General features: G+C 72.6%; 12 protein-coding genes and 2 pseudogenes. 4 read left to right on the forward strand and 10 right to left on the reverse strand.

Translation table 11 applies throughout. The features are described from left to right. The 6 genes and pseudogenes from AC13HU_RS19825 to AC13HU_RS19850 all read right to left on the reverse strand — a co-directional run. Positions 1 to 585, reverse strand: a pseudogene (locus tag AC13HU_RS19825) (hypothetical protein); the annotation flags it as partial. Between the two features lie 84 nt (positions 586 to 669). Beyond that, positions 670 to 1650, reverse strand: coding sequence for a cytochrome c oxidase assembly protein (locus tag AC13HU_RS19830; protein ID WP_483043236.1), 981 nt, complete (start codon positions 1648 to 1650; stop codon positions 670 to 672). A gap of 132 nt (positions 1651 to 1782) precedes the next feature. Next, complete coding sequence (locus AC13HU_RS19835) at positions 1783 to 2808, reverse strand: 6-phosphofructokinase (protein ID WP_483043237.1); 1026 nt, start codon at positions 2806 to 2808, stop codon at positions 1783 to 1785. Positions 2809 to 3010: 202 nt separating this feature from the next. Next, positions 3011 to 3739, reverse strand: coding sequence for a type 1 glutamine amidotransferase (locus AC13HU_RS19840; RefSeq protein ID WP_483043238.1), 729 nt, complete (start codon positions 3737 to 3739; stop codon positions 3011 to 3013). Positions 3740 to 3825: 86 nt separating this feature from the next. Next, on the reverse strand, positions 3826 to 5064 hold the full coding sequence (locus tag AC13HU_RS19845; RefSeq protein WP_483043239.1) for a MurT ligase domain-containing protein: 1239 nt from the start codon (positions 5062 to 5064) through the stop codon (positions 3826 to 3828). A 151-nt stretch (positions 5065 to 5215) separates the two neighbouring features. Further along, positions 5216 to 5911, reverse strand: a complete 696-nt coding sequence (locus AC13HU_RS19850) for a TetR/AcrR family transcriptional regulator (RefSeq protein WP_483043240.1) — start codon at positions 5909 to 5911, stop codon at positions 5216 to 5218. 159 nt (positions 5912 to 6070) lie between these two features. On the opposite strand from AC13HU_RS19850, the gene AC13HU_RS19855 reads away from it, so the two are divergent. Next, positions 6071 to 7300, forward strand: coding sequence for an acyl-CoA dehydrogenase family protein (locus AC13HU_RS19855; protein ID WP_483043241.1), 1230 nt, complete (start codon positions 6071 to 6073; stop codon positions 7298 to 7300). A gap of 195 nt (positions 7301 to 7495) precedes the next feature. Here AC13HU_RS19855 and AC13HU_RS19860 read toward each other — a convergent pair whose 3' ends face one another. Then, the gene (locus AC13HU_RS19860; RefSeq protein WP_483043242.1) at positions 7496 to 7636 is read right to left on the reverse strand and encodes a hypothetical protein; all 141 of its coding nucleotides are present in this window, start codon (positions 7634 to 7636) and stop codon (positions 7496 to 7498) included. A gap of 162 nt (positions 7637 to 7798) precedes the next feature. Here AC13HU_RS19860 and AC13HU_RS19865 point away from each other — a divergent pair, with 162 nt between their 5' ends. Then, positions 7799 to 7927 carry a hypothetical protein gene (locus AC13HU_RS19865; protein ID WP_483043243.1) on the forward strand — a complete coding sequence of 43 codons (129 nt, stop codon included), beginning with the start codon at positions 7799 to 7801 and terminating at the stop codon, positions 7925 to 7927. Between the two features lie 107 nt (positions 7928 to 8034). Then, positions 8035 to 8643 (forward strand): winged helix-turn-helix domain-containing protein, encoded by a 609-nt coding sequence (locus AC13HU_RS19870; protein WP_483043244.1) that lies wholly within the window; start codon positions 8035 to 8037, stop codon positions 8641 to 8643. 96 nt (positions 8644 to 8739) lie between these two features. Here the strand turns inward: AC13HU_RS19870 and AC13HU_RS19875 are convergent, their stop codons facing one another. Next, positions 8740 to 9204: a universal stress protein gene (locus AC13HU_RS19875; protein ID WP_483043245.1), complete on the reverse strand. Its 465-nt coding sequence runs from the start codon at positions 9202 to 9204 to the stop codon at positions 8740 to 8742. A 221-nt stretch (positions 9205 to 9425) separates the two neighbouring features. Here AC13HU_RS19875 and AC13HU_RS19880 point away from each other — a divergent pair, with 221 nt between their 5' ends. Then, positions 9426 to 10061, forward strand: a complete 636-nt coding sequence (locus tag AC13HU_RS19880; RefSeq protein ID WP_483043246.1) for an SRPBCC family protein — start codon at positions 9426 to 9428, stop codon at positions 10059 to 10061. Positions 10062 to 10171: 110 nt separating this feature from the next. Here AC13HU_RS19880 and AC13HU_RS19885 read toward each other — a convergent pair whose 3' ends face one another. Both AC13HU_RS19885 and AC13HU_RS19890 read right to left on the reverse strand, forming a co-directional pair. Next, on the reverse strand, positions 10172 to 11416 hold the full coding sequence (locus tag AC13HU_RS19885; RefSeq protein ID WP_483043247.1) for an MAB_1171c family putative transporter: 1245 nt from the start codon (positions 11414 to 11416) through the stop codon (positions 10172 to 10174). Next, positions 11409 to 11701 (reverse strand): annotated as a pseudogene (locus AC13HU_RS19890) (hypothetical protein); the annotation flags it as partial. The pseudogene AC13HU_RS19890 and the gene AC13HU_RS19885, both read right to left, overlap by 8 nt.

Raw genomic sequence — 11701 nt, forward strand, 5'->3', positions numbered from 1 at the left:
GTCCGGCGCCGGCGCGGCGAGCGGGACCCCCGGGAACGGCCCTGACCGGCCGCCGGGCTGCGCCCCGCCGGCCTCGCCCCACCCCGCCACGTCGCGCTCGCGCACCGCCCGCGCCCGCTGCGCGGCCTGCCACCGCGCCCGTACCTGCGCGCGCAGCTCGAACACCTGCAACTGCACGCCGACCCGGTCCTCCTGCGCCGGACCCCGGGCCGCGACGGCCGTTTCCGGCTCCAGCGGTACCGCGACGAACTGGCGGATCGTGCCCCGCCCGGAGTTGATCCCGTCCAGCCACGGCTGGCGCGGCAGCACCACGTAGTTCTGCGGGTCCTGCGCCAGCCGGTCGCTCCACGGCCGCCCCGACACCGCGCACACCTTGCCCACGCCCACCTGGAGGGCGACCGGCGCCGACGCGGAGAAGCTCAGCCACACCGCCTCGCGCTGGAACACCGGCAGCAGCACCCCGCCGTGGCCGAGCCACTGGTCAGGCGCCCGGTCCGGGTAGTCCGCGATCCGCCGCAGCGGGAAGCCGCCCAGGCCCGGCGGCAGTGGATGGGTGCCGGTCTCCGGCAGCCGCAGCGTCCGCATGAACCGTACGGTGGCCCCGCCGGGTAGCTCGAGCGCCCCCTCCGAGACCCTCACCTGTCCGCCCATCCACGGGCCCCCCTTCGGTCAACCGCGGCTGCGCGCCTGGAGCGACGCCAGGTAGGCGTTGTACGCGACGAGCTCCGCATCCCCGTTGCGGTCGGCGGCCCGGTCGGTTCGGCGCGCCTGCCGTTTCTCGGAGGTGTACCACTGGAACAGCAGGGCCACCAGCACGACCACCGACGGGATCTCGCTGAACGCCCAGGCGATGCCACCGGCCGCCGTCTGGTCGCTGAGCGCGTGTACGCCCAGCGAGGCCGGCGGGTGTTTGAAGGTGGTGACCATCGGCTCGCTCGCCATCATCAGCGCGATCCCGAAGAACGCGTGGAACGGCATGCCCGCGAACAACTCCAGCATCCGCATCACGTAGCCCGGCCGGTGCGGCCCCGGGTCGACACCCATGATCGGCCAGAAGAACACCAGGCCGACCGCGAGGAAGTGCACCATCATCGCGATGTGCCCGGCCTGGCTGCGCATCAGGTTGTCGAAGATCGGCGTGAAGTACAGCCCGTACAGGCTCGCCACGAACAGCGGGATGGTGAACGCCGGGTGGCTGACCACCCGCATCATGCGGCTGTGCAGGAACTTCACCAGCAGCTCGCGCGGGCCGGTGCGGCCCTGCCCGGCGGTCGGCAGCGCCCGCAGCGCCAGCGTCACCGGCGCGCCCAGCAGCAGCAGGATCGGCGAGAGCATGCTGAGCACCATGTGCTGCACCATGTGCACGCTGAACATCGCCATGCCGTAGTCGTTGAGCTTGGTGCACATCGTGATGCCGACGGTCAGCACACCGACCACGAAAGCGACCGTGCGACTCGGCGCCCACCGGTCGCCGCGCGCCCGCAGCCGGATCACCCCCCAGCCGTACAGCGCGAGCAGCACCACGCACAGCGCCAGGAAGAACGGGTCGCCGCCGAAGGCCAGCCCCCGGCCGAGCGTGAACGGCGGAAGGTCCGAGTCCATGCCCGGCATTCCCGGCATGGCCAGCAAGGCCGAACCGCCGTGATCCATCTGTCACTCCTTCACCCGATGTGCCCGCACCAGACTAGAACCGCCCCCGGTCGTCGATCCGACCGGGGGCGTCAACAGCGTGGCGCGGCGCGCGGCCGCGGTGTGTTCAGCGGGACAGGCAGGGCGTACGGCTCACAGCACGCACTCGGCCTCGGTGTACCGCTCGACCGGCACCGTCTTGAGGTGCTCGACCGCCTCCGCCAGCGGCACCAGGTTGATGTCGGTGCCGCGCAGCGCCGTCATCATGCCGAACCTGCCGTTGTGCACCGCTTCCACCGCGTGCCAGCCGAAGCGGGTGGCGAGCACCCGGTCGTACGCCGTGGGGGTGCCGCCGCGCTGCACGTGGCCGAGGATCACCGGGCGGGCCTCCTTGCCCAGCCGCTCCTCCAGCTCCACCGAGAGCTGGTTGGCCACGCCGGTGAACCGCTCGTGCCCGTAGATGTCGGTCGCGCCGGAGGTGAAGTCCATGGTGCCCTCGCGGGGCTTGGCGCCTTCCGAGACCACCACGATCGCGAACTTCTTGCCGGCCTCGAAACGCTTGCCGACCACGTCGGTCAGCTCCTGGATGTCGAACGGCCGCTCCGGCACCACGATCGCGTGCGCACCGGCCGCCATGCCCGAGTGCAGCGCGATCCACCCGGTGTGCCGGCCCATGACCTCCACGATCAGCACCCGCTGGTGCGACTCCGCGGTGGTCTTCAGCCGGTCCAGCGCCTCGGTGGCGACGGTCACCGCGGTGTCGAAGCCGAAGGTGACGTCGGTGGAGGCGATGTCGTTGTCGATCGTCTTGGGCACGCCGACTATCGGCAGCCCCGCGTCCGACAGCAGCCGGGCCGCCTTGAGGGTGCCCTCACCGCCTATCGGGATGATCGCGTCCAGGCCGAGGTCGGCGACATGGCCGCGGGCCTGCTCCACCCCGCCGCGCAGGTGGGCCGGCTGCACCCGGGACGAACCCAGGATGGTGCCGCCGCGGGCCAGGATGCCACTCACCGCATCGAGGTCGAGCTTGCGGTAGTCGCACTCGAGCAGGCCCTTCCACCCGTCGTGGAAGCCGATGACCTCGTCGCCGTGGTCCACCACGGCGCGGTGCACCACGGACCGGATGACGGCGTTCAGCCCGGGGCAGTCGCCGCCGCTGGTCAGGACACCAATACGCATCGCTCGCTACTCCTGCAACTTCAACCGGACGGCCGGACCCCGTCGTCCGGATGGATCGCCCCCCAGCTTACCGAGCGCGCCGTCCGTGCCTCCACGGCGACCGCACTTCGGACACCCGACGATTACGCCAACAGCAGGCCACATCTGCACAGTGTGACGGTGCCGGAGTCGCGACGACCCCGGCACCGCCCGGCCATACGGCTCAGGCCGGCTGCACCGCGGCCGCGATCCGCTCCTCGCGCAGCGCGTCGTACCAGCGGTCGTCGACCGGCGGCAGCGCGTTGACGTCCAGCGCCAGCTTGATCAGCAGGTCGGCGATATGCGGGTTGCGGGCCATCACCGGGCCGTGCATGTACGTGCCGAACACCGTTTCGTTGAAGGCGCCTTCGGTGCCGTCGCCGGTGCCGTTGCCGCGGCCGACCCTGGTGCGGGCGAACGGGCGGGAGGTCGGACCGAGGTGCGTGACGCCCTGGTGGTTCTCGAAGCCGGTCAGCGGCGGCAGCCCCAACTGCGGGTCGATGTCGGCCAGTACGTCGCCGACGCAGCGCTCGCCCTCGCCGCGGGTGCTCACCACGTCCAGCAGCCCCAGGCCCGCCTCGGGGCGGCCCAGGTCGTTGACGAACTCGTGGCCGAGGATCTGGTAGCCCGCGCACACCGAGAAGACGATCGCGCCGTTGGCCACCGCCCGGTTCAGCCCGCCGTCGCGGCGCAGCCGCTCGGCCGCCAGCCGTTGCGGCCGGTCCTCGCCCCCGCCGATCAGGTAGATGTCGCCGGAGGTCGGGATCGGCTGGTCGGAGCGGACGTCGACGCGGGTGACCGGCACCCGGCGCTGCTGTGCGCGCCGCTCCACCACCAGCGCGTTGCCCTGGTCCCCGTAGGTGCTGAGCAGGTCGGGGTAGACCCACACCAGGCGCAGGCTGGAATCACTCATGCGTGCTTCTCCTCGGGTCCGTCGGGATCGGGCCTGGGGCCGGGCCTGCGGTGACCACGGGTCTTCCGCGGGGCCCGCCTGCCCGTTCAGTTTCCGACCTTACGGCGCAGGTCCTGGAACGCGGTGTAGTTGGCGATCGCCTCGATCCGGCCGGGCGGCGCGTTGCGCACCGCCTCGTCCAGGTCGGCGCAGACCCGGAACTGGAGCCCGGCCACCTCCAACCGCACCGCCAGGTCCAGCCGGCGGTCGCCGAGCACCATGATCGGGTGCCCGGCCAGCCGGGTGTAGTCCACGTCCCACAGCCAGGAGGTGTCGGTGCCGTCGGCACCACGCGCGTTCACCGACAGGATCACGGGCGCCGGCGGCTGGTCGATCAGTGAGAACGTCTCCAGCCAGCCCGCCGGGTTCTTCGCCAGCAGCAGCCGCACCTGGCGCTGCTGGTAGGTGACCACGTCGTAGCGCCCGGCGACCGCCTGCACCTTGTACATCCGCTCCAGCGCGACCTTCGGGTCGATGCCGAAGGCCGCGGCGACCGCGGTGGACACCGCCGCGTTGGACTTGTTGGCGCGGCCGGGCAGTTGGAGGTGGATCGGCCAGGCGACGCCGTACGGGTCGACGACATGGTCGCCGGACAGCGCCCACGTCGGGGTCGGGCGGCGGAAGCCGCACTCGCCGCAGAACCAGTCGTCCGACGGGCGCTGGAGCACTCCGCCGCAGGACGGGCACGACCAGGCGTCGTCCTTCCACTCCTGGCCCGCGGCCACCCACACCACGGTCGGGCTCGACGAGGCGGCCCACACGATCAGCGGGTCGTCGGCGTTGGCGATCACGATCGCCTCGGAACCGGCCAGCCCCTCCCGCCACTTCTCGGCGAGCATCCGGGTCTCGGCGGCCCGGTCCAACTGGTCCCGGGAGAGGTTGAGCAGCGCGATCGCCTTCGGGGTGGTGTCCCGCGCCACACCGGCGAGGTACTTCTCGTCCACCTCGATCACGCCGAACCTGGCGTCGGAACCGCCGGCCAGCGCCGACGTGATGCCGGCCGGCATGTTCGCGCCCAGCGCGTTCGACACCACGGGACCGCCCGCGCGCAGTGCCTCGGCGAGCAACCGGGTCGTCGTCGTCTTGCCGTTGGTGGCCGACACCAGTACGACGTCCAGGTGGCGGGCGAGGCGCGCGAGCAGGTCGGGGTCGAACCTCAGCGCGACCTTGCCGCCGATCACCGATCCACTGCCCTTGCCTGCTACGCGGGAGACCGCCGCCGCGGCCCTGCCCGCCGTCACGGCGAGCTTCGCCCGCGGTGTCAGCGGCTCAGAGTTGCCTGCCATCCTGTTGCTTCCTCCTCGACTTGCGCCCGGCATCAGCCTATCGACTTCCGGGCAGCGCAGTTGACCGTGCCGTTACGGTTCCCCGTGCGTGTCCGGCCGCGCCGAGGTCGTGGCCGAGAGGTGCGGAAGACGTGCACCTCCCAGGGGCGCCCTACAGTCCGCGGCTACCGGCACGGTCACCTGCGAGAGTGAGCCGCCCCCACAGCAAGTCCGCCAGCGTCCGCACGAGTTCGTCCCGGGAGCAGGGCCGTTCGCCCAGCCACCAGTCCCCGGCGGCGTACATCATCCCGACGATCCCGTGCCCCCACACGCGGGCGACCTGCCGGGTGTCGGGCCCGAGGTCGAGCCGCTCGGCGATCACATCGCCGAGGTCCTCGCCCATCCGCCGCAGCAGCGGCACCTGGTGGCGGCCGACGTCGAACCCCTTCTCCCCGTCCGCCGCGGGCGTCTCCGCCGGGTGCATGAGGAACCGGTAGACCTGCGGCCGGGTCTCGATCGCCGAGAGGTACGCGTGCAAGGTCGCCTCGACCCGGTCGCGGCGGTCCCCGGGGGAATCCAGCGCGGTGCGCAACGTCGCCAGCAGCGCGTCGGTGTGCCGCTTGGCCAGCGCCCGGTACAGCCCGGACTTGTCGCCGAAGTGCCGGTAGAGAATCGGCTTGGTGATGCCCGCCTCGGCGGCGATCGCGTTCATCGACGCCTCGGGGCCCTCCCGCAGCACCACGCGCTCGGCAGCCTCCAGCAGTTCGGTGCGGCGCCGCTCCGTGGCGGTCCGCTGGTCCTGCCGATGCCCGGTCTCCACCGTGCGCCTCCCGGTCGTTCGCCGCGCTCGTGTGTCACCGGGCGCCATGGGTCCACTGCTCGTCTGCACTGGTCGTGTACTGCAGCTTTATGCGCGCAACGTAACACCCCCGGGGCGCTCCGCCGCCCGGCGTTCTGCGAGTTGACATTCCTTACCGCACGGTAACAGACTGCCGTTACCGCAAGTAACCAGTACGTGGAGGGGACGATGGGCGACTTCACGCTCGAACTCAACGACGAACAGCAGTCCGTGCGCGAATGGATTCACGGCTTCGCCGCCGACGTGATGCGCCCGGCCGCCGCCGAGTGGGACGAGCGCGAGGAGACGCCCTGGCCCATCATCCAGGAGGCAGCCAAGATAGGGCTGTACTCGCTGGATTTCTACGCCCAGCAGTTCTTCGACCCGACCGGCCTCGGCATCCCCATGGCCATGGAGGAGTTGTTCTGGGGCGACGCGGGCATCGCGCTGTCCATCGTCGGCACCGGCCTGGCCGCGGTCGGCGTGCTCGCCAACGGCACCGAGGAGCAGATCGGCACCTGGGTGCCGCAGATGTACGGTGACGCCTCCGACGTGAAGGTGGCCGCCTTCTGCTCCTCCGAGCCGGACGCCGGTTCCGATGTCGGCTCGATGCGCACCCGCGCGGTCTACGACCAGGCCACGGACGAGTGGGTGCTCAACGGCACCAAGACGTGGGCCACCAACGGCGGCATTGCCAACGTGCACGTGGTCGTGGCCGTGGTCGACCCCGAACTCGGCACCAAGGGCCACGCCTCCTTCATCGTGCCGTCCGGCACCGCCGGCCTGTCCCAGGGGCAGAAGTTCAAGAAGCACGGCATCCGCGCCTCGCACACCGCCGAGGTCGTGCTGGAGGACGTCCGCGTGCCCGGCGACTGCCTGCTCGGCGGCAAGGAGAAGCTCGACGAGCGGCTGGCCCGGGCCCGCGAGCGGGCGAAGTCCGGCGGAGGGGAGAGGGTGAAGAACGCGGCGATGGCCACGTTCGAGGCGTCCCGCCCGGCGGTCGGCGCCATGGCGGTCGGCACCGCCCGCGCCGCTTACGAGTACGCCCTCGAATACGCCAAGGGCCGCGAGCAGTTCGGCCGGCCGATCATCGACAACCAGGGCGTCGCCTTCCAACTCGCCGACATGCGCACCCAGATCGACGCCGCACGGCTGCTGGTGTGGCGGGCGTCCTGGATGGCCACCGCCGGCCGCCCGTTCACCTCGGCCGAGGGCTCCATGTCCAAGCTGTTCGCCAGCGAGACGGCGAAGAAGGTCACGGCGCAGGCGATCCAGATCCTCGGGGGCAACGGATACACCCGCGAGTACCCGGTCGAGCGGATGCACCGCGACAGCGCGATCTACACGATTTTCGAGGGGACCAGCGAGATCCAGCGCCTGGTGATCGCCCGGACGCTTGCCGGAGTGCCGATCCGCTGAGGGGTGCTCCCGTGAGGGTGCCCCGACCCTCCGGGGTGGGCGGTTCTGTGTGGTGAGTGACCTTGCGGTCCGCGGTGGCTGGGGGTACCTCCCAGGCGTAGCGCTGGGGGAGCGCAGTTCCCGCGCCCCTGAGTTCGTGCGGCTCGTTCCGCGTACGAACTCAGGGGCGCGGGCGAAGCGCGGCGCCGTACTTCCTCAGTCGCGGTAGCCGCGCAGCAGGAACCATCCCAGGAGTGCGGCGCCGACGACCGACACCACGACGAAGGTGCGCATCACCGGCCCGGGCCCGGGGGACTGGTTGACCGCCAGGGTGGTGAGCACGTGGTGGATCTGCATGGCGACTCCTTCAGCTCGACGCCTCAGCGTAGCCCCGGGCGGTATGGCGACCGCGGACTGGGGTGTGCAGTGCGGGGCGTGGCGCGGGAGCGTGACCGCGGACACGTTCCGGACCCTGCCGGAGCCTCACACCGGGAGCGCGGGGTCTGGTTCAATAGGGGCATGGCCAGCATTACTGACACCGGGACAGGTCGTGACGACCTCGAGCCCTTCTGGCCGTCCCGGCAGGAGCACCACTTCGACCGCTGGTGTTGCCGCGCGATCCCCGCGCGGAACCGCGTCGCCCGCTGACCTCGCACCGCATCCGGCCTTGACGCCGGTTGCCGTCGGCACCAGCACGTTTCCGGTACCGCGCACTACGGAGTCCTCCCGACCCATCGCGCGAAAGAGCCGAAACCATGTCGAACGTCTCGCACATCCCGTCCGTACCCGCCGCCGTACCCGCGCCGACCGCCGCCCGGCAGCGGCTGCGCGCCGTCCGGCCCGATGAGGTTCCGCCCGCCCCCGACTTCCTGCCGCCCGGCGCCACCTGGTTGCCGGCGCCCGGGCATGTGCTGCCCGCGGCGGCCGGGGGCGCCCCGATGGTCGGCTACCTGGTGCTGGTCCCGGCCGACCGGGCCCGCGCCGAGCAGCCGGTGCCCGCCGCCGACCCGTACCAGTACGCCGTCGAGCCGGTGGTGGCGCGGGAGCGGGGTGGGCCGTCCCTGCCCGCCACGCCGGTGCTGATCGACGGCGAGCGCCGCACCGCCGCCGTCGAGGGCCGCCCGCTGGACCTGACCTACCTGGAGTTCGAGTTGCTGGCCCACCTGGTCGCGCACCCGCACCGGGTGCACTCCCGCGACCAGCTCGTCACCACCGTGTGGGGGTACGGCCACGTCGGGGACGGTCGCACCGTGGACGTCCACATCGCCCGGCTGCGGCGGAAGCTGGGCGCCGAGCACCGCGGCAGCATCGTGACCGTCCGCCGCGTCGGCTACAAGTACGCGCCCGCGCAGGCCGCCCGCTGAGCAGGCGCAGGGGGCGGAGGAGGCACATCGATCGGGTCCCGGTCGCACGCCCGCGTGCGACCGGGGTCACGGAGAGGGGGAACGCGGAGCGGGGACCTACGGTACGACCGTGACCGGCCAGCGGCCGGACTTCACCAGGCGCACCGCGACCGAGCCGACCAGCCGGTGCCCGGCCCGCTCCGAGGCGCCGACCACGACCGCGTCGGCGGTGAGCTGGTCGGCGGCCATCGCCAGGCCGTTGTAGGGGTCGCCGCGGAAGGTGTGGAACTCCCACCGCACCGTGAAGGTCCCGCGCAACCGCTCGACCGAGTCGCGGATGTCGGCGAGGAGCTGTTCCGCGACCCCGGTGTCCACCTCCGACACCGGCACGCCGAGCGCGGCGCCGCCGGCGATGTACGGCTGTACGTACACGAGCGCGAGCAGGGCGTGCTGGCGGCGGGCCAGACCCGCGGCGTACGCCGCCGCCCGCCAGGACGAGTCCGAGCCGTCGAGCCCGGCGACGATCACTTTCGGTCCGTCGGTGCCGCGCTCGAAACGTGTCGGCAGTTGCTGCTCTTCCACCAGGTCAGGCTATCGGTCCGAGGCACTGCTTGATCACCCCCGTGCACGGAGCGTTCTCACTCGATTGGTCCAATTGCCACGACATGGGCGGTTTTGCGGGGCACGCTGTGGAAGAGGAGTGAAGCAGGCGACCGCCCGCCCGGCACACGAACCGTTGAACGGTCCGCGTCCGCGCACGGCAGCCGCCCACGCCGCTACCGGGGAGGTTTGCGATGCCTTGCGTGTCCACGAACGTGTTCGTGCGGCGTACACCGACGGAGGTCTTCGACTTTCTCGCCGACGCCCGCAACCTCGCCCTGTGGAGTTCGGGGGTGTCCTCGGTCGAGCCGGTATACGTGCAGCCGGGGGTCAACGCGGTCTACGGCTACCGGTTTCCGGGCCGGCGCCGGTCGCACCGGCTGGTCTGCGCCGACTTCGAGCCCGGTCGCCGGATAGCGTTCCGCGGCCAGCGGATGTGGGGCCCGCTGGGCACGCAGGTCCCGCTCTACGGCTTCGACCTGCTGCCGCACGCCGACGGCACCCTGGTGCGGCTGTCGGTGACCAGTTCGCTGAGTGCGGCTCTCGCGCTGTTCGCGCCGCTGGTGGCGATGGCCTGGCGACGCGACCTGCCCGCCGACGGTCTGAAGTTCCGCGACCTGCTCGGTGAGGGCCGTACCGCCGCCGAGTCGCTGCCCACGGCCCCGGCCGCAGGAGTCGCGGAAGCCGGTACCGGTACCGGCACCGGTGCGGGTGCGAACGCGGGCCCGGGCGCCGGAGCCGACGCGGCCTCCGGGGCGCAGACCGGCGATCCGGCGGTGCCCGCCGCGACGCCCATGCGGACGTCGCCGACCCCCCGTGGATTTGACTACGCTCATTGAGTGTTAAACTAAAGTTGTGTTGGGGCGCGCGTATCGTGCCCGCTGCACCATCCCTTGACTGCCCCGGCCTGGTCCCCCCGTCCCGGCCGGGGCGCTTTCATGTCCGGCGCCTACCGGCGCCCTACCGGCGGTCTGCCCGCCGTCGTCAGCGCCGAGAACGCCTGCGCGACCACCATCAGCCACGCCACGTCCCCGTCGATCGTCCCGGTGCGCGGCAGGGCGGCTGCCGTCAACGCCGCCCGCCGCGGCGGCGGTTCGGCCCCCGCGCGGCGCGCCTCCACTGCCGCCGCGAGCGCGGCCGCCTCCGCCACGGCGTCCGACGGCGCGCAGCCGGGCGGCAGGGCCACCACCGCGGCCGGACCCGTCACGGCCGGTGCGCCGGCTGCGGCCCGCTCGGCCAGCCACGCCGGGACATCGGCCGGGTAGTAGGGCCGCAGCGACAGCCGCCCGTCGTGGATCTCGATCACCCGCCGGTACAGCGCGAACTGCATGTCCCGCAGCGCCGGCTGCCCGGTGCGGCGCCGGCCCGCCTTCGACGGCCGCAACGCGATCCCCGGGTGCGCCTCGTACAGCGCCGACCACAGCGGCTCCAGCGCCCGGTACGCGCGCGCGGCGCGCACCAGCCGGATCGGCGCGGTCAGCACCCGCCCCCACGTGGTGGCGGTCGCGCCGCCCACCGCGAGCAGCGTGCACACCAGCGCGAGCGACGCCGCCCCGAGATGCTCGGCGGTGTCCTGCCGGCCCGAGCGCAGGACCTGTACGGCGTCCCTCAGCAGCAACAGCGTCCACACCGCCCCGACCGCACCGCTCGCGTTCATCAGCCGCAGCCCGGTGCGCAGCGAGCTCGGCGGCATCCGGCGGGTGTGGCGGCCCAGCAGCGTGGTGAACAGCGCCAGGCAGCGCAACGCGTACACCACGAACAGCACGTCGTAGCCGGCCAGCAGCCAACGGCCCAGGCCGCTGTCCACGTACCCGGTGCCGTCCTGGTCGCGCAGCCCCGCCGGCAGGAAGAGCGCGGCCAGCAGGGCGGCCGTGGCCAGCGCCTGCCAGACCGGCCGCCGTTCCGTGCCGTGTCCCGGCTCGCCCAGCGCGCGGGCGATCAGCGCCAGCGCGGTCAGCGCGGACATCTTCAGCTCCGCGCCAAGCAGTATCCCCGCCCGCGGCACCGGCCCGAACCGGTCGAGCGCGTCCACCGTGGCCGGCGCCAGCACCAGCAGCGCCGCGCCCATGGACATCGCGAACCAGCCGATGTACCGCATCGCGGGATCCGGCTCGCCGCGCCGGTCGACCACGATCCGGTAGCAGGCGAACACGAGCAGCAGCCCTCCCGCGCCATACGTCCAGACGTCAACCACGCGTCCTGCCCCGGGCCGGCGGTGCGCCGAACATCGAACCCAGCCGGCGCTGCTGGCCCTCCGCGAGCGGGGGCGTGTGCGCCTCGCGCGCCGCGCGCGAGCAGATCAGCGACGCCAGCAGCTCCGCCTCGTGCTCCTGCGGTTCGGTGTAGACGGTACGGCCCAGCACCCGGCGGACCAGGGCGTCGGGCAGGTGGGGGAGCAGCGCCCGGGACCCGGGCGGGACGCCGCCCGCGGTGCCGGCCGGGCCGGGCCCCACGGGCGCGGTGCCGGGGCCGACCAGGT

The organism is Streptomyces sp. NH27, assembly GCF_056859195.1.